19 protein-coding genes are annotated in these 18,160 nt (G+C 52.7%); 14 read left to right on the top strand and 5 right to left on the bottom strand.

From position 1 onward, the window contains the following. Positions 1-186: 186 nt before the first annotated feature. Positions 187-1,488, bottom strand: coding sequence for an ABC transporter substrate-binding protein (locus tag AABA21_RS02765; protein ID WP_338247436.1), 1,302 nt, complete (start codon positions 1,486-1,488; stop codon positions 187-189). Positions 1,489-1,719: 231 nt separating this feature from the next. Then, entirely contained in the window at positions 1,720-2,781 is a 1,062-nt protein-coding gene (locus AABA21_RS02760) for a LacI family DNA-binding transcriptional regulator (protein ID WP_338247435.1), read from the bottom strand. A 520-nt stretch (positions 2,782-3,301) separates the two neighbouring features. On the opposite strand from AABA21_RS02760, the gene AABA21_RS39205 reads away from it, so the two are divergent. The 8 genes from AABA21_RS39205 to AABA21_RS02725 all read left to right on the top strand — a co-directional run bounded on the left by AABA21_RS39205 (position 3,302) and on the right by AABA21_RS02725 (position 11,729). After that, positions 3,302-3,493, top strand: coding sequence for a cation transporter (locus AABA21_RS39205; RefSeq protein ID WP_420917090.1), 192 nt, complete (start codon positions 3,302-3,304; stop codon positions 3,491-3,493). A 46-nt stretch (positions 3,494-3,539) separates the two neighbouring features. Continuing rightward, complete coding sequence (locus AABA21_RS02755; protein WP_338247434.1) at positions 3,540-5,939, top strand: heavy metal translocating P-type ATPase; 2,400 nt, start codon at positions 3,540-3,542, stop codon at positions 5,937-5,939. Positions 5,940-6,212: 273 nt separating this feature from the next. Then, entirely contained in the window at positions 6,213-6,515 is a 303-nt protein-coding gene (locus AABA21_RS02750) for a hypothetical protein (RefSeq protein ID WP_338247433.1), read from the top strand. 299 nt (positions 6,516-6,814) lie between these two features. After that, positions 6,815-8,092: an acyl-CoA dehydrogenase family protein gene (locus tag AABA21_RS02745; protein ID WP_338247432.1), complete on the top strand. Its 1,278-nt coding sequence runs from the start codon at positions 6,815-6,817 to the stop codon at positions 8,090-8,092. Beyond that, on the top strand, positions 8,089-9,150 hold the full coding sequence (locus AABA21_RS02740) for a phosphotransferase family protein (RefSeq protein WP_338247431.1): 1,062 nt from the start codon (positions 8,089-8,091) through the stop codon (positions 9,148-9,150). The genes AABA21_RS02745 and AABA21_RS02740 overlap by 4 nt, the downstream gene beginning before the upstream one ends. 154 nt (positions 9,151-9,304) lie before the next feature. Next, positions 9,305-9,427, top strand: a complete 123-nt coding sequence (locus tag AABA21_RS02735; RefSeq protein ID WP_338247430.1) for a hypothetical protein — start codon at positions 9,305-9,307, stop codon at positions 9,425-9,427. 395 nt (positions 9,428-9,822) lie between these two features. Further along, positions 9,823-10,593 (top strand): class I SAM-dependent methyltransferase, encoded by a 771-nt coding sequence (locus AABA21_RS02730; RefSeq protein WP_338247429.1) that lies wholly within the window; start codon positions 9,823-9,825, stop codon positions 10,591-10,593. Positions 10,594-10,814: 221 nt separating this feature from the next. Beyond that, a complete protein-coding gene (locus AABA21_RS02725) occupies positions 10,815-11,729 on the top strand; it encodes an LLM class flavin-dependent oxidoreductase (RefSeq protein WP_338247427.1) in 915 nt (304 codons plus the stop codon). Positions 11,730-11,737: 8 nt separating this feature from the next. Here AABA21_RS02725 and AABA21_RS02720 read toward each other — a convergent pair whose 3' ends face one another. Further along, positions 11,738-12,346, bottom strand: a complete 609-nt coding sequence (locus AABA21_RS02720; protein ID WP_338247426.1) for a Chromate resistance protein ChrB — start codon at positions 12,344-12,346, stop codon at positions 11,738-11,740. A 327-nt stretch (positions 12,347-12,673) separates the two neighbouring features. Here AABA21_RS02720 and AABA21_RS02715 point away from each other — a divergent pair, with 327 nt between their 5' ends. Then, the gene (locus AABA21_RS02715) at positions 12,674-13,558 is read left to right on the top strand and encodes a hypothetical protein (protein ID WP_338247425.1); all 885 of its coding nucleotides are present in this window, start codon (positions 12,674-12,676) and stop codon (positions 13,556-13,558) included. Then, positions 13,519-13,701: a hypothetical protein gene (locus tag AABA21_RS02710; RefSeq protein ID WP_338247424.1), complete on the top strand. Its 183-nt coding sequence runs from the start codon at positions 13,519-13,521 to the stop codon at positions 13,699-13,701. The genes AABA21_RS02715 and AABA21_RS02710 overlap by 40 nt, the downstream gene beginning before the upstream one ends. On the opposite strand, the gene AABA21_RS02705 is transcribed toward AABA21_RS02710, so the two are convergent. Then, the gene (locus AABA21_RS02705; RefSeq protein ID WP_338247423.1) at positions 13,692-13,874 is read right to left on the bottom strand and encodes an amidohydrolase family protein; all 183 of its coding nucleotides are present in this window, start codon (positions 13,872-13,874) and stop codon (positions 13,692-13,694) included. The two genes, AABA21_RS02710 and AABA21_RS02705, sit on opposite strands and share 10 nt — an antisense overlap. Next, positions 13,826-14,722: an amidohydrolase family protein gene (locus tag AABA21_RS02700; RefSeq protein ID WP_338247421.1), complete on the bottom strand. Its 897-nt coding sequence runs from the start codon at positions 14,720-14,722 to the stop codon at positions 13,826-13,828. The genes AABA21_RS02705 and AABA21_RS02700 overlap by 49 nt, the downstream gene beginning before the upstream one ends. 266 nt (positions 14,723-14,988) lie before the next feature. Here AABA21_RS02700 and uraD point away from each other — a divergent pair, with 266 nt between their 5' ends. The 4 genes from uraD to AABA21_RS02680 all read left to right on the top strand — a co-directional run bounded on the left by uraD (position 14,989) and on the right by AABA21_RS02680 (position 18,157). Beyond that, entirely contained in the window at positions 14,989-15,513 is a 525-nt protein-coding gene (gene uraD, locus AABA21_RS02695) for a 2-oxo-4-hydroxy-4-carboxy-5-ureidoimidazoline decarboxylase (protein WP_338247420.1), read from the top strand. A gap of 69 nt (positions 15,514-15,582) precedes the next feature. After that, a complete protein-coding gene (pucL, locus tag AABA21_RS02690) occupies positions 15,583-16,527 on the top strand; it encodes a factor-independent urate hydroxylase (RefSeq protein ID WP_338247419.1) in 945 nt (314 codons plus the stop codon). A gap of 17 nt (positions 16,528-16,544) precedes the next feature. Continuing rightward, positions 16,545-16,907: a hydroxyisourate hydrolase gene (gene uraH / locus AABA21_RS02685; protein WP_338247418.1), complete on the top strand. Its 363-nt coding sequence runs from the start codon at positions 16,545-16,547 to the stop codon at positions 16,905-16,907. A gap of 2 nt (positions 16,908-16,909) precedes the next feature. Then, positions 16,910-18,157, top strand: a complete 1,248-nt coding sequence (locus AABA21_RS02680) for an allantoate amidohydrolase (protein WP_338247417.1) — start codon at positions 16,910-16,912, stop codon at positions 18,155-18,157. The last annotated feature ends 3 nt before the right edge of the window (positions 18,158-18,160 follow it).

Genomic DNA, 18,160 nt, shown 5'->3' with positions numbered 1-18,160 from the left:
AACCAGTTCTCTTTCTAACGGAGTATTGGATCCCCAGCTTGATTGTTTTCTTTGCATGAGCTTAAACGCAATGGTGCACAGAGTTTTGCCCGGTGGTACACATAGGCACCGTGTGTACCACCAGCGAAAAGGGGTGTGGACGCCTGAAGCGCCCCTCCATAGCGTTTCGGTGCAGGTTGCAGCGTGCTAGGCAGAGGCGAGGATTGAATTGCCCTGCTGCTCTATTTTGGCTGCGGCCTGTGTCGGCGTTAATTTTCCCGCCATCAGGTCGGTAATAATATCACCGATGGTGGTGGCAAGCTGGTCCTTCGTCGTCATCAGGCTCGGCTGGAAGGACTGGAAGGCTGTTGTCATGGTCGGTGCGAATTTCGAGGGCTGTAGATAGCTGTCCAACTGCGAGAAGGCCTGCTTTTCAGCGGGGATATCGCTGAATTTTGCGAAGCTGATCTCAGGGTTGGTCTGCGTGGCCCACTTCAGGAATTCCCAGGCTGCCTGCTGGTTCTTGCTATTCTTGTAAATAGCCAGGGAGTTGACGCCACCAGTGATAACAGGCTGCTTGATGGTGAAGATCGGCGTGATGCCATAGTTGGGATTTTTCGCCATATCCGAGAAGAGCCAGGGGCCGACGCGGGCGAAGGCGATCTTTCCGGTATCCAATGCGCCGAGGTCAAAGGACCAGGGGCCATTGTTCAGCTCGTTGTAAGGAGGTGCTATCTTCTCGGTGAATAGACTCTGGTAGTCCGTCAGGCCCTGGATGCCCTCGGGCGTATTGATGGTGACCTTGCTCGGGTTGACCGGATTGTCAAAGGTCTTGCCACCGTTCATACGCACAAACATGTCATAGTCCAGAATGTCGTCTGGATTGATGGCATACTGGACGCCCTTGCCGTTCTGGATTTTTGTCAGCTTTTTCGCCATGGTCTTGAACTCATCAAAGGTCATCGCCTTCACGGGATCAGGAGCTGGAACGCCCGCCGCGTCGAGCAACGCTTTATTGTAGCCCAGGACGGAGATCGAGGTACCAATTGGTAAGGCAAAGGTTTTACCACTCCACTGGCTCAACGTAAGGGCAGCCGGGCTGAGGGACTTGGAGGAGTCGTTGTAATCGGAGAATGTGGTCAGATCGGTTAAGGCGCCGCTATCAAAATAGGGAGCCGCCATGCCGCTGGACATACCAATGATGTCATAAGCATTGCCACCGGCTGTGGTGGTCTTTAACTTATCCCAGTAGTTGCCCCAGGGGAGGATCTCCGGCTTTACATGAATGTTGGCATGGGCTTTTTCGAAATCCTTAATCCAGGCCTTCATGGAGTTATCTTTCGCCGGGGTGTTGCTCCACCAGCCAAAGGTCAAGGTTACAGGACCAGAATTAGAATTGCCACTAGAGCCACCACCGCAGGCAGCCAGCAGGCTTCCACCCACTCCAGCAGCCATCGCGACTTTTCCACTCTGTGTGATAAAGCGCCGTCGTGACATTGAAAAATCCATATGAATCACTCCTTCGTGTAAATAAAAATGGACTCGAACGCAGCCAAAAACTTGGTAGGACAAAATGTCAACCGTAGGTGTAAACAACAATGTTGTATAGATAAAGATGTGGTTTTGCGAATGAAACGCCATTCGCAAAAGGGAACATCCCCGTCTGGCATGTTATGCGTTTTTTTGTTTGCGTGACTGGTGGTGTTTGCCGGTTGTTTGCCGGTTTGATGAAAGGGATAATTAGTGGCTGATACGGCGTACGGAATCGCGCTTAATTAATTCAACCTCCAGGATATTGCAGATGCTGGTGTCAAATGGATCACTTCCCTGTTCAAGGAGCCGCCTTACTGCTACCGCCCCCATCGCTTCTTTTTTGATGCGGATGGTGGTCAAGGCTGGCGTCAAATGTTCAACCAATACGATATCGTCAAAACCGACGACGGAGACATCTTCGGGCAGGTGATAACCCGCCTGCCGTAAGGCCTTCATCGCGCCAATGGCGATCTCATCGTTGGCACAAAAAAGCGCTGTAAATGCTACTTTACGTTCCAGCAGTCGCTGGCAGGCTTGATAGCCGCCATCGATGCCAAAGCTGCCATTATTGATTAAATCATAGTTTACGGGTATCCCCGCGTCCAGCAGGGCTGTACGATATCCGGCACCGCGCCGTTCAAACGTGTAAATAGTGTCGACCGGTCTTGGTCCGGGTATAACAGGACCACCGATAAAGGCGATCTCGCGATGACCATTATCAATCAGGTGATTGACCGCTGTTCGAGCGCCTTCAAAATTATCACTCAATACCGAGTTGATAGAAAGGCCAGGAACATAGTTATCGACCAGCATGAGGGGTATATCAAGACTTTTTAATACCGCAACCGTCTCTCGTTCGGCAGGTCCTACCATCAAAATACCACCCAGTTTCATCTCCTGAACTGTCGAATAGAGCTCCTGGGGAGTCTGAATCAGTTCTTCAATGGATCTGTATGTTACTTTGATATTGGAGCGGCGAGCCTCTTGCTCAACGCCGTTTAAGATATGGGTCCAGAAAGGATTGCTGATGGTTGCGCTACTGTCGGCAAGATCTCCATAGAGAAATCCGATTTCTTTGATCGCGCGTGTCCCTGTACGGGGTGGTTCGGGGCTTACGATACGATCATAGCCCAGTTCCGCTGCCGCCTTCAATACCCGATCGCGTATCTCCTCCGATACGTTGCTATGGTTATTGAATACGCGCGAAACGGTGCCGACTGAGACATCCGCTTTACGAGCAACATCTTTCACTGTGACCGAGCCAATCACACATTTATCCCTTCTTCATGTGCTAGTGACAGGTGGTCACTGCAAGGCCAATTCATTGCTTTGTTCAATGAAATCAACTTTGTTTCATTGATGAAATCATACAGTCATTTAACATAAAAGTCAATACATTCATGGCACGAATGCGAACTTGCTGGCAAATTCGCTACTTTCCAACAGCATAAGCGATATCTGATGGATTGTAAAGAGGTAATTGGCCTGTAGGTGCCGGGCTTGCCCCGACTTCCCGTTCCTGAGCATACACGTTTCCCCCAACAATAACATTTTTCCCCTGGAACGGCCATGTATTAAAGGAAACCTGAGCATTCGGGAACGGGAAGTCGGGGCAAGCCCGGCACCTACGGTTCGTTTTGTGTGGTTCATCAATGAAAATCCATGCGTTCATTTGAATAGAGGGTGATCTCCGAACCATGGTTGACAAAACTAGCTGAAAAGCATATACTTCACATATACCCACCCCAGGGGGGTAGGGGTATGTTGATTATGATGAAAGGGTAACTCGATGGCTATTGAAGCAGAGAACTCCTTGGATAATAATAGAGATTTTGGCGGGCAGCGGCCTCGTATTGATAGTGATGGTCAGGTGACTTTCGCTGTCGAGGGCATGACCTGTGCCTCGTGCGCAATGCGCATCGAGAAAGGGCTGAAAAAAATTACCCGGTGTACAGGATGCCCAGGTCAATCTGGCCACTGAAAAAGCTACCGTCGCGTATAATGCCGCTCAGGTGGGGACGGAGCAGATGGTGCAAAAAGTGGATGCGCTGGGTTATAAGGCTACTCCGCTGGTGGTCAATGCTTCTCCGACGGCAGATGCCGCTGATGTTCAGACAGAGTCACGGGAAACGGATTTCGTGCTGGAAGGTATGACCTGTGCCTCGTGTGCGATGCGTATCGAGAAGGGGCTGAAGAAGTTGCCTGGCGTACAAGATTCCCAGGTTAACCTGGCTACTGAACGCGGCAAGGTGGTGTATGATCCTTCGCAGGTCAGCGTAGAACAGATGGTGCAAAAAGTGGATGCGCTGGGTTATAAGGCTACTCCATTGACAGCACCAGTGCAACAGGCGGCGCAGTCTACCGCCGCGAAAGAAACGCCAGCTACGCCCGTTGTGTATCAGGATACGCAGCGGGAGCAGCGCCGTGCGGCTGAACTGGTCAGGAAAAGAAACCTGCTCCTGCTTGGTATTGTGCTAACCATTCCGGTGGCTATTCTTAATATGTTCTTCATGAATCGTTTCACCGGTGAAAATGTGCTTCTTTTTCTTCTGACCACCCCTGTCTGGGCACTGGTTGGGTGGGAATTCCACCGTGGCGCGCTCAAGACGTTGCGTCATGGTAGCGCCAACATGGATACGCTGATCTCCCTGGGATCAACGGCTGCGTATCTTATAAGTATTGTGGCCACTATTTTCCCGCACCTGGTGGGTGCCATGACCTTTTATGATACGGCCGCCCTGATCATTACGCTGATCTACCTGGGGAAATATTTGGAGGTGCGCGCCAAGGGGCAGACCAATGAGGCGATTAAGAAGTTAATGGGGCTGCAGGCTCGCACCGCCCATGTCCTGCGCAGTGGCGAAGAGATAGAATTGCCGATTGAGCGCGTGCAGGTTGGTGATGAACTGATTGTACGGCCTGGCGAGAAGATTCCGCTGGATGGCCAGGTTATCTCGGGCCTGTCGGCGGTTGATGAGGCGATGATTACCGGTGAGAGTATGCCGGTTGAGAAGACCAGCGGCGATAGTGTTATTGGCGCGACCGTGAACCAGCGTGGGCTGCTGCGCGTGCAGGTGACGCGTGTGGGTGCTGATACCATGCTGGCCAGTATCATTCGCATGGTTGAGCAGGCGCAGGGATCGAAGGCCCCGATTCAGCGGCTGGCTGATAAGATCTCAAGCGTCTTTGTGCCCGTGGTGCTGGTGATAGCTAGCCTGACCTTCATTGCCTGGGCGATCGTTGGAAACCTGCTTGCGCCTGCTCCTGGTGCTATGGATATGACGACGGCCAGCAATCCCTGGATTACGGCCCTGGTAGCGGCGGTAGCGGTCCTGGTCGTGGCCTGTCCATGTGCGCTGGGACTGGCAACGCCTACCGCGATTATGGTAGGCACGGGAAAGGGAGCCGAGCAGGGTATATTGATCAAAGGCGGCGAGAGCCTGGAGCGCATTCAGGCGGTGAATGTTGTGCTCCTGGATAAAACCGGTACGATCACGCGTGGTAAACCAGAGCTGACCGACGTGGTTGCCCTGCCGGATGTACAGGTAGATGTGATGCTCCGCCTGGCAGCCAGTGCTGAGCAGGGATCTGAGCATCCGCTGGCAAACGCTCTGATCGAAGGCGCTCGGGCACGTGGTATCACCCTGGCCAAACAACCTGAAACATTTGTAGCCCTGGCCGGGCGTGGTTTACAGGCGACCGTTGAAGGTCATTCCGTCCTGGTGGGGACTCGTACCCTGTTCAAGGAGCAGGACATCCCTTCCGACTCGCTGTCCGGACAGATGACTCTGGTGGAAGAGCAGGGCAAGACTGCCATGTTGATCGCTATTGATCAGCGGGCCGTTGGCGTGGTCGGCGTCGCAGATACCGTTAAAGCTGGCTCATCTGAAGCCGTCGAAAAGCTTCAGCAGCAGGGTTTGAGCGTCTGGATGATTACCGGAGACAATCTGTTGACCGCCCAGGCCATTGCCGACGAGGTCGGGATCGCTCCTGAACATATCCTGGCTGAGGTGCTTCCTGAAGATAAGGCTAACCAGGTCAAATGCTTACAAGAACAGGGACTGGTGGTGGCCTTCGCCGGGGACGGCATCAACGATGCCCCGGCCCTGGTGCAGGCTGACGCCGGTATTGCCATGGGAACTGGGACAGATATTGCTATGGAGGCTTCCGATATTACACTGGTGAAGGGAAATCTGCAGAGCATCGTCACGGCCCTTAACCTCTCGCGCTCGACCATGCGCACCATCAAGCAAAATCTCTTCTGGGCCTTTGCTTACAACGTCATCCTTATCCCGACGGCGATCCTCTCACCGTTGATCCCTTTCTTGAAGGAGCAGGCGCCCATTTTCGCCGCTGCGGCGATGGCCCTCTCCTCGGTGACCGTCGTCAGCAACTCTCTGCGCCTGCGTCGCTTCGGCAAGCGCTAATCAAGTATAGATTTTTTTGGTACTTTGCCAGATAAGCAGGGATACAAGGGGCGGCGAGCCCCTTGACTGGGGGTTGGGGGCTGTGCCCCCAATTCCTTTCCTCTTCCGCCGCCCGAAGGGCGGCACCACTGGTTTTGAGAACTTTTTTCAAAAGTTCGGGATGACTTATATGACTTTTTTCTAATAAGATAGCATTGATGCTCTAAAAATGTTATTCTTTCATCGGGCGATGAAATATGCACTGTTGAATAGGTATTATTGGGGAGGTAAGATATGCTATTTCGCGATCCAGGTGACATTGAGCCTTTTGCCACACAAAGACATGCCCCTCTACAAGAACTGGATCGAGAAGCCCGGCTTTTTAAGCAGCAACGCCACCAGCTAGAAGAGCAGCGCGCCCTGCTGGACCTCGAACGAAAAGAATTAGAACAACGCCTATCCGAATTAGATACCTCCTACGCCTTGATTGATGCCCTGTGGAAGCAATTGGATATCCGTGAAGAGATGCTGGCCGCCGAGTATGAAACCGTTTATCGAACCGGCAAAAGGCCGGGCCACTACATCCAGCGCCAGTGACTGTGCATCTCAATGAGACCTTACTGCCTCACTATTGAAATGTGTATTACCCCTGATAGCGTGCCTGCTCATCTCCTGAGATACCTGGAGGAGCACTGGACAGGCATGTAGCTCAACTTGCCTTTATTTAGCTGATGCTGCTATCATACAAATATTCTGATGCATATCCATGTTCTATTGGATATGTCTGTCTCATTGGATTATGCTTCTTGCGAAAAATAAACAAAGAGCATTGCCCGTATTCGTTTGCCCCACCCGGGTTGAACGTCTGGCGCACCTTTTTACAAAGGAGTAAAAATATGATTGATTTTAGCCTCTCGCCTGCGTTGCTCGAATTGAAGAAGCGCACAGCCAGCTTTGTGCGTGATCATGTCATTCCTGAAGAGCGTTATTTGAATGAGTATACAGGCCTGCCTGCTGAGAGACTGGCCGAGCTACGGCGTAAGGCACGCGAGGCTCATCTGTATGCTCCCCACGTGGACGAAGAATGGGGTGGCATGGGTCTGGGTATGCGCGAGCTGAGCGTGGTATTTGAGGAGGCCGGCCATAGTCTCCTGGGCCCGCTGGCCCTGAATTGTTCCGCTCCCGATGAGGGTAACATGCATCTGCTAGAAATGGTAGCAACGCAGGAGCAGAAAGAGCGCTACCTGCGTCCCCTGGTCGCTGGTGATATTCATTCCTGCTTCGCGATGACCGAGCCTCCTCCCGGAGCTGGTACAGATCCTGCCTCGTTGCGTACTGTTGCCACCCGGCGTGGCTCTGAATGGGTTATCAACGGTGATAAATGGTATATTACCGGTGCTACCGGCGCGTCTTTCGCTATTTGCATGGCACGTACAGATGATGGAGTAGAGCAGGGGGGACGTCAGCCACGTGCCAGTATGTTCTTGATTGATACAGATAATCCGGGCTTTCAGATCGTGCGCGAGATTCCTTCGCTGGATGCTCATTTTGTGGGAGGACACTGCGAGATCGCGCTGCGCGATTGTGTGGTATCGGATGAAGCAGTCCTGGGGGCCGTCGGCGAGGGCTTCAAATATGCCCAGGTGCGCCTGGCTCCCGCTCGTCTGACCCATTGTATGCGCTGGCTAGGTGTTGCCCAGCGTTCCCTGGATATCGCCGCCCAGTACGCCAACACGCGCGAGAGCTTCGGTCAGACGCTCGGGAAGCATCAGATGGTGGCTGAGATGCTGGCGGACTCCGCGACGGAGATACACGCGGCCCGCCTGATGATCTGGCATGCGGCCTGGGTGCTGGATACCGGCGGCAAGGGTCGGTACGAGACCTCTATGGCCAAGACGTATGTATCTGAGGTCGTGAATCGCGTGGTAGATCGGGCTTTACAGATCTGCGGTTCGCATGGCGTATCGATGGATCTGCCGCTGGCCCTTTTTTATCGCAGCGTGCGTCCCTTCCGTATTTATGATGGTCCCTCGGAGATCCATCGTAGCGTTATTGCGCGCCAGGTCCTAAAAGAGGCCGCTCTACGGGCCGAAGAAGATGAAACTGCTCGCGAAGGTCAGGCGCTTCCACATGGGGCTATCTCCTCCAAGGCTCCTCAAGGAGGCGATCAATGAGTAATGATCTGGAAAGCCGCCTGGTTGACAGGGCCTCTCTGCATGCATATCTAACGCGGGCTTTGCCTTTGCTCGATGCCGATACGCCCTTACAGATCGAGCGCATTCGAGGGGGCCACTCCAACGAAACATTCTTTATCACCTCGGGGACCCAGCAATTTGTTTTACGCCGGCCTCCATATGGTCCCTTGCTGCCCACGGCCCATGATGTGGGACGTGAATACCGCGTCCTGAGTGCATTAACGGATACGGCCGTCCCGGTGCCGCGTCCATTGCTCTATTGTGATGATGTGCAGGTGATTGGCGCCCCATTTTACCTGATGGAGCGCATCCCCGGGTTGGCGATTCGCGATAAACTGCCACCCGCCTTCGCCAGCGATGTGTCGTCGCGGACAGGTATTGGCGAGGCCCTGATCGATGCGCTGGCCGAACTGCATCTCGTGGATTGGCGGTCCGTTGGCCTGGAGAGCTTTGGCAAGCCCCAGGGTTACCTGGGCCGTCAGTTGCGCCGCTGGAGCGGTCAGCTAGACGCCTCGCGCACCAGGGACATTCCCGATTTAGACGCGGTCACGCTCTGGCTGCAGCAACATTTGCCTGAAGACTCACACGCCACGATCGTGCACGGTGATTATCGCTTGGATAACGCGTTGCTGGCTCCTGAACCACCCGCACGCGTACTGGCCATTGTAGATTGGGAAATGGCCACACTGGGCGATCCCCTGGCGGACGTTGGCTACCTGCTCTCGTTCTGGCGTGAAGAGAATGATCCTCCTTTTTCCCTTGGCGATGCCTCCTGGGAGATCACGGGCCAGCCTGGCTTTTCCACCAGGGCCGCCCTCGTGCAGCGCTACATGGAGCGCACGCAGCGTAAAGTGGAGCACGTTGATTTTTATGTCGCGCTGGCGATCTGGAAGCTGGCTATCCTGCTGGAAGGCAGCTATAAACGCTACCTCTCCGGCACCACCGATGATCCCTTTTTCCCCATCCTTGAGCGCGGCGTCCCCGCCCTGGCCGCCCGCGCCCTCTCAGTCTGCCGTGGCGAGATGAAATTTTTATAACTGAGAACAGGTGCAATACTGCACGAAGCGATGGATGCAGTTGCATCCATCGCTTCGTACAGTATCGCGCCTGTTCTATTTGATTTGATGATGATGCCACAACAACGTTCTTTATGGAAAGAGTAAAAATAAAGAAAAAGGTGGTTATAAGCATATGGAAATTATTAATACAATTGTTCCATTAATGGAGGGATTGGTCATTCTATTTGGTATTGCTTTGTTGTATGCCCTGATGTACACAGCTCTGCTGGCGCTACGCAAATATTTAAACTCTTAGCTAATAAACTTTTTGACAAAACGATAATACCAATGGTAGACTCTGTTTAGTGCAGTCAGAAGCAACTTTGTAAGAAAGGAATGGTATCCAGAGACTTTTGGTCCTGGATGCGGAAAGCTTACCATGAAAACAAGCAGGTGTCGTGTCATCACACTGCCTAATCAGCTTTTCGCCCAGGGCCGTATTATGCCTTTTTTGAGGTACCTGTAAGGGAGCTTCTGAACTGAAAGGCAGGAAAAGCGCAACCAGGAAATGACAGGCTGTGGGCGAAAGATTAAGAACGTTCGCAGCCTGTTCTTTTTTTCGTCAATACAGGCCGTGAGTGCTCGCTCACGGCCTTTTTATGTCCTGGATAAGGCCGTCACCACACCATACAGAAAGAAGGAGAACATCGCATGGGTGAAAAAGCTGACCAGATCCTTTTTGATTTCCTCACTGAGGAGTACAATCATCCCTTCAATGGTTGGGATTTCTCGTATCTAAACGGGAGAATGACAAGCATCAGGACCAACCCTGCCTGGGATTACACATACACGGTGACAACGGCAATGAAACAGGCTTCTACTCTGCTCGATATGCACACGGGTGGGGGAGAAAAACTCGCGCAGTTGCTTGCGCTCCAACCTGTCCCGGAAGCGTATGCCACCGAGTTATATGCTCCGAACGTCATTGCCGCGAGGCAACGGCTCTCCCCACTTGGTGTCACCGTTTACACGGCTCTCGATGAGTGTTTGCCCTTTCCAGATCAGACGCTTAATCTTGTCATCAACCGCCATGGGAGCTACAACCCATCGGAAGTGTTGCGCATCCTCAAGACAGGACAGATGTTTATCACACAGCAAGTTGGCGATCAGACCAATGCCAGGTTGCATGAGTTGCTCGGGCGTCAAAAGCAAGTGGAACACCCATGGAATATCGATTACGCGGCACGGCAGATGGAAGATGCTGGTGGTCATGTCATCGAGCGTAAAGAGGAATTCTTCATGACTCGCTTTCATGATGTGGGTGCCATTGTCTACTACCTCAAGGCTGTGCCCTGGGAAGTGCCCGATTTCTCGATTGAGAAGTATTGGCATCAACTCGTAGACATCCATCATCTCCTCCACCAGCAAGGCTCTGTTGATATTCCCTTCCACTCGTTCTTGCTCATTGTTCAAAAACTGTAGTGCTTCACGTATCTGTTTAACGGTGGCGCATCGCGTGCTCATCTATGCACGTGATGCGATACCATTAAAAATCGGTGTTGCCGCGTATCAGACGCACGTGTGGGACTATACGAGCCATCAGGATGATGGGAGTAAGACTCACACTTTTTGCTGTTGGTGTTGTATACGGTATCGCACCGTCTATCGTATTGATGGGTATAGGGTGACAAAAGGAGAGTGTTATGGCTGGTGTGCAATTTGGCTGGTCTATGCCCGTTGGGAACGGGGAGATAGATCGTAGTGCCTATCTGAGAGCGAATGAGAAGGGGCTGGAGATCATCGCGGGCTCCTTTGATTCGGCCTGGTTTGCTGATCATCTCCAGTTTGGTTCTCAGGACTTCCTGGAAGGCTGGACAGCTTTGACTTATTTGATGGCCAGGAGACCCGAGTTGAAATTTGGCCATATTGTGCTTTGCCAGCTGTTCCGCAATCCCGCTGTACTGGCTAAGATGGCCGCGACATTACAGTACATGAGCAAGGGGCGTTTTATCTTTGGTATTGGCGCGGGCTGGAACGAAGAGGAATGCCAGGCCTATAATCTCGAGTTCCCCTCCGCCGGTGAGCGCGTTGAAGCGCTGGAAGAGACATTATTGATTACAAGGGCGCTCTGGCAGCAGGATAATGTGACGTTTGAAGGCAAGCATCACCGGCTCAAAAATGCCTACTGCCGTCCCAAACCCGATCCAATCCCACCTGTTATGGTAGCTGGCTTTCAGCCAAAGATGCTGCGCCTGACCGCCCGTTACGCTGACTGGTGGAATATTATAGGGGCGGATATAGACGCAGCCAGAAGGCAGATTGCTATGTGTGAACAGGCCTGTGCTGAGGTTGGTCGTAACCCTGCAACCTTGCGGCGTACGCTGCAGGCGAACTGCCTCTGTGCCCCCAGGGAATCCATCGTACATGAACTGGCCTCTGGCAAAGTACAGAATTCCTCACACACTTTTGTGGGAACACCCAGGCAGATTATCGATCAGATGCGTCCATTTATTGATCTTGGCATCGATTATTTTATGCTTTCGTGCGAGGGATTTCCTAACTTGATCACCCTGCAAACGTTGGTGAATGACGTTGTTCCACTACTCAGCCATTCATGATGGCTGCATTACCGACCTTCACCATGTTCAATGGTATTTTTTGCCTCCTCGGCATTGACGGAGATATCGTGGTAGGTATATACGCTGATGGCAAACTCGTAGAGGGCCTGGCTGCAGCGTGCATGCATCGTCCGGGCGGTCTCGCTCTGATCATCAGGAAAAAAGTCGCGTTGTTGTAAGCGTGCCAACCGGTTGTTCAGTTTTTGGAGCGAGCGTTCAATTTCTTCCAGCACATCAAAGTTCCAGTTATCGTTCAGGACCTGCTGCTCCACCGCTGTCAGAAATTCCTGGCAGGAGCATATGAATGTAGCGTACTCGTTATGCTGAATGCTTTGAAAGTGGACGATCAACGATTGGTGCATTTCGTCACTCCCGACCTGGGAGCGAAAAACAAGGCCGCTCCCTCCCTGTTCTTTGAGATCAGCCAGCATATTGGCGATCACTTTTTCATGCTCAGCACTATAGGGAAGAATCCAGAGGTTGGTCTGAAATTGCAGGGCGCCGATTCCTTGTAGCCGTCGTCCAAGCATCACGCGCAGCTTGCTGGAAGCGACCGATATCTGTGGCATCAACAAGAGCCAGTTTCCTACGCCGTCCATTGCTTGCCTTTCTGTCATGTCATGTACTCGTTGCTATCGTATGGTATAGATCCATCCATTTGAGAGTATATCACTCCAGCTCAATTGTAGAGATGTTTAGACTGTGCTGACGTAATGATAATGCGGTCATCCACTCTCTTTGCCGCATCACGAGCCGATCGACGCCAGTAATGAAATCTCAACTATCAGGTTGAGGAAACATAACCTTGTTTTATTGCATATTTCTATATTTGCACGCTATAATTACTTTGCAACGTTTCCTCGTCAAGAAGGGTTTTCAACGTTTTCTGTACGCGAGGAGAAAAGGGCGGTTGGAGGTATTTTTTAAGTGAAGGGGTGGGGTACATGCTAATCAATAAGCACGCGAGAGCATCTTCGTCGTCGCAGATGGTTTCCCCTGTGCATGAGCTGGGTGTGTCAACTGGTCAGGGCTTGCGCCGCAACATATATGAGACACGCGTTCTGGTTGCCAGCGATGCTCATCTTCCTTATCTTGATCCTTCTTTGCTATCTATGCTGCGCACAACAATTCGTGAGTTTAGTATTCAGTGCGTGTTATGGCTTGGTGATTTCTTTGATTGCCATAAATATAATCACCTGGCGCCCGGTGATCAACGTCTGATATGGAAACAAGAAAAGCAGATGATTGTTGATCTGCTCATGCTCATTAATGAAGATCTTGAGCGGGTTGGTGGTTATCAAATGATCAGCCGCGGTTATCACGATCATTTATGGTTGAATCGCCATACGGGGACCGAAGATATGCGTAGCCTGGTTCGCAATCTTGATCCAATGGTGGCGACCTTGATGCAGCAGGGGCGTATCAGCATTTCAGATTCAGCGACGCTTGAGGGCATTCCCGATGCACAGGGCGAAATGACCTGGGTCTTTACCCATCCGTTGCATTATGTGTCTACCCCTTTCCAGACTCCGCGCGAGTTTGCGAAACGTGAGCGAAAACATTGTATCGCGGCGCATGCACATTATTTTGATGTTGCCCGCGATGAGGAGCAGGATTTCTGGACCGTTGAGGCCAGTGGCATTTTTCGCGATAAGCTTAGCAGGACGGATGCGCGCACTGAGACGACCTGGCGACGCAAGAAGAGTGGTTTCTGGGTGATCATGGAAGGCTCACAACCGCTGGGTTTTTGCAGCGGTTGTGAAACTTCCATGGTGACGAGTCCTTGCCCATGCGTACGCTCTATGCCGTATATCCAGGCTACGAGCTAGCGTATCGGCCATTTCGGTTTGATGTCGATCCCGGCCCGTTGATATACCTGGTAGGCGTGTTTGTTGGCCTGCGCAATTGCCTCATGCTCATCCATCGTCATGAGGTGGCCGCCCTGAACCACGATCTCCCCATCTACCAGTAGGTATCAACTTCTCCGCCGGTCGTGGCATAGACCAGGGTAGAAACAGGATTAGGCGAGGGCGTGGCGTGTAGACGATGCAGATCCAGTATGACCAGGTCCGCTTTTTTTCCTGTTTCCAGGGAACCTATCTCATGTTCCAGGCCAAATGCTCTGGCACCATTGATGGTAGCCATTTCAGTACAGTTTCAGCTGGTATTGTGAGGGGAGTAATACTGACCGCTTTGTGGATAACTGTCGCGAGCTTCATTTCGCGGATCATATCATAATTATTATTGCTCGGGCCACCATCGCAGCCAAGAGCGACGTTGACGCCTTGCTCCAGAAGTTGGGGCATTTTGCAGACGCCCGAGGCCAGTTTGCTATTAGAGGAGGGGTTATGGGAGACGTGAGTACCAGTTTCCGCCAACTTGGCGATATCCGCATCATTAAGCCAGACCATATGGACCAGAACCGATCTTGGTCCCAGCAGACCGACGCTCTCGGCGTAGAGCACTGGCGCGAGGCCGAATTTCTCTTGCAGGTAGATTTTATCGGCCTCAACCTCGGCCAGATGCATGGTAATCCCCATATTTTTTTGCCGAGCCAGTTCGCTCATTTCGCGGTACAACTCCGAGGTGACGCCCCCGGGAGTACGTGGACCGAACCAGACATAGATACGCCCATTGGCGGTTCCCTGCCATTTGCTGTGCATGTCCAGGACGCCCAGCCGGCTGGTCTCTCGGTCTTCACGTATGCCGGGATGCATCGAGTTGTCATGTGTCGCATAGGTCCCGATATCCATGACGATGCCCGCCAGGCAGGCCCGAATGCCACTTTCCTGGACGGCCCGGGCGATGCCATCAAAGCCATACCGGTGCGCTAGCATAGCTTCCAGGAAGGTGGTTGTGCCCGATTTCAGCATCTCGGCGATACAGAGGCAAGTGCTGACATAGTCATCTTCCTGGCTGTAGTCGCTCCGCAGCCCCCAGACGCGCTCACGCAACCATTCAAGTATAAAATGTCTGTCGAATACTAGATGCAAAAAATAGATATGTGTATATTATGCACTTGACGCACCTATACTGGCTGTATATACTATACACATTGGTAAATGCTGTCCGACTATCCAAAACCAGCTTATTTCTCTGCCTGGCTGCTCTCGGTCGACAGGTGGTATATCATAAATAACCAGTCCTTTTATTGGAAGTGTTTACGCCGCTGTTCTTCCAGCTTATAGAATGTCTTTAGAAATTTTTACCGTCGATGGCGCACGCCTCTATCTTTCTTTATTTTTAAGAAAGGACACACATGACGACGGGATCTACATATACGCTGCAAGAGATTAATGCTCTCAGCCACGACGATTTTGTGCAGGCGTTGAGCCCTCTCTTTGAAGGACCTCCCTGGATTGTTGCTGAGGCCTGGCCTTCCCGGCCATTTCGTTCGTTGGATCACCTGCATGCTTCCTTATGCGCTGTGATGTACGCTGCCCCGCTTGAGCAGCAAGTTGCTCTGATACGCTCTCATCCTGACCTGGTCGGGCGGGCTGCCCTTGCCGGCACGCTTTCCCCATCCTCCACCCATGAGCAATCGGCCGCAGGCCTGGATCGGCTGAGCGATGAAGAGATCGCGGCATTTTCCCGTTATAATCAGGCGTATCGTGAACGTTTTGGCTTCCCTTTTGTTATTTGCGCGCGTGAAAACAAAAAAGACAGCATCCTGGCTGGCTTTGAGCAACGACTCCATAATTCACCCGACCAGGAGATTCCGCTAGCCCTGGGTGAGGTGGCTAAAATATGTCTTTTACGCCTGCGCGATTTGATCCGGTCATAAGATTTTCTGCATGCTATGTGACGGCTAGCGCCAGATAGTTCGCACTGGCTAGATGAAGGGTAGGGCTCTATGAGCACTGGGCTTTCTTTTTTTACAAGTTATGGCAAGCTACGCATCCCTGTCTATCGCGTTTACGCACCTCCTCTGGAGGGGATTACGCCGATTCCTGAATCCCCTTTTACCGGTCGCGAGAATACGTTGTTTGCCTACGAGATCGATGTTGAGGTGCTGGGGGAGAATTTTTTGCCTGCCTATACCGAGGGAGACAACTCCCATGTGGTAGCGACCGATAGCATGAAAAATTTTGTCTTGCGGCAGGCGTTGGAGTTTACCGGATCAACTATTGAAGAATTTCTGGATCTGCTGGGCAGGCGTTTCTTGCAGACATACGTTCAGATGGAGCGTCTGCGCTTAAGTGGTCGCGAGCTCCCGTTCGCGCGGGTAACGGTGCCGGGAAAGGAGCGGGGAGTGTTTGCCACCAGCAGGGTGCTTTTCAATCGCTCCCATAGCGCCTACGCAGTGGCGACCCTGGCGTTTGAACGCGATGATCGCGGAGTGGTGAGCCTGCTTGACCATCATTGTGGCCAGGTGGATATGGAGCTGTTTAAGGTTACGGGCAGCTCGTTCTCGCGTTTCGTACGCGATGAATATACCACGTTACAGGAACGTGTTGATCGTCCGCTGTTTGTGTATCTGGACGTATACTGGAAGTACATTGATGATCAGGCATTTTTAGCCCGCGATCATGCCCGTTATGTGCCAGCTGAGCAGGTGCGCGATCTGCTGCAGGTGGTCTTTCACGAGTTTGTCAGCGAATCAATTCAACACCTGGTTCATGAGATGGGTCAACGCCTGTTGGCCCGTTTCCCACAACTGGCGGAGGTCTCTTTTGAGGCCCAGAATCGCACACGCGACGAGATCGTGGCATCCACAACCGATAAAAAGATCAAGGTTTATAGCGATCCGTTCTCGGCGTATGGTGTGATCAGGCTGACAGTGAGCCGGAATGCTTGATCGGGAGGGAATGCATTATGCCTGGCCGACTTACTACTCATGTCCTGGATACCACGCAAGGCCGGCCCGCGGCTGATGTTCCGCTTCAGTTGTGGTTGCTTGGCGGCGAGGGGAGCCGACGCACCCTTTTGAAGGTCCTGCGCACTAATGGGGATGGACGTACGTCTGAACCCCTGTTGCAAGGTCATGAGCTTGTGATGGGCCGGTATGAGCTGGTGTTTGCCGTGGGAAAGTATTTTGTCGCTCAGGGCCTGGCACTGGCTGATCCTCCTTTTCTGGATGAGGTTCCCATTCGTTTTGGTATCGCCCGCGTTGAGGAGCACTATCATGTACCATTGCTTATCTCACCCTGGGCATATAGCACCTACCGGGGGAGTTAGCGATGAAGATGCTGGATGAGGCTGCGCGCACCGTCATGGAGCGCTGTGATATCCTGGCGCGCTATAGCGAGGATGCGGACTGTTTGACACGCCGTTTCGCGACCGTCCCGATGCGGCTGGTCAATGACGTTGTCGCTTCGTGGATGCTCGCCGCTGGCATGACGGTCCACCATGATCATATCGGCAACGTTATTGGCCGCTACGAAGGCCAGACAACCAATGCCAGAACGATGCTCTTTGGTTCTCACCTGGATACCGTGTGCGCGGCGGGCAGGTACGATGGCATTCTGGGCGTCCTGGTACCACTGGCCTGTGTCGAGCGCCTGCACGAGCAGGGACGCAGGTTGCCCTTCGCCATAGAAGTCCTTGGTTTTGCGGATGAAGAAGGCGTTCGCTATCACACCTCTTATCTTGGGAGCCAGGCGGTCGTCGGCACCTTTGATCCCGCCACCCTGCGCTATCTTGATGATGATGGTATCAGTATGGCCGAAGCCATTCGGTCATTCGGCGGTCAGCCCGATCCAGCTCTATTACAGACCCCGCGTTGGCGACCCGAGGCTCTGCTTGGCTATTGCGAGGTCCATATCGAGCAGGGACCGGTCCTGGAGGCGCGTGATCTCCCGGTAGGTGTGGTAAGCTCGATTTCAGGCCAGCATCGCTACATGCTGCATTTTTCAGGACAGGCGGGCCATGCCGGCACGGTGCCAATGGATATGCGTCACGATGCCTTGTGCGCGGCATCCGAGTATATCCTGGCCGCAGAAGCGCTGGCACGTCAGACAGCTGGACTTGTAGCTACGATTGGAAAATTACAGGTCTCCCCTGGTGCCAGCAATGTGATTCCGGGATACGTCTCGGCCAGCCTGGACGTGCGTCATCAGGATGATGATGTGCTCGCTCGGATATCCACAGAACTGCGCCTGCAGGCGCTCAGGATTGGTCGGGAGCGCGGCGTTACCGTCGATTGGCATGCTGTGCAGCAAAATAAGACGGTCCCCTGCTCGCCCTATCTTTCTTCACTTGTAAGGCGTGCGATTGAAGCGGAGGGTATACCCGCGTATTCGCTGGCCAGTGGCGCGGGTCATGACGCGGTAGCCATGAGCGATCTCACCGAGGTCGCGATGTTGTTTGTACGCTGTAAAGGAGGTATCAGCCATCACGCTGACGAATCTGTCAGGACAGAGGATGTGGCCGTTTCTATTCGGATTGTTGATCGGCTTTTGAATCATTTATGTAGTATGGGAGGCTGAAGG

The organism is Dictyobacter halimunensis (assembly GCF_036245075.1).
Note: the sequence above shows the minus strand (reverse complement) of the source record. Positions and strands in the feature narration are given on the sequence as shown.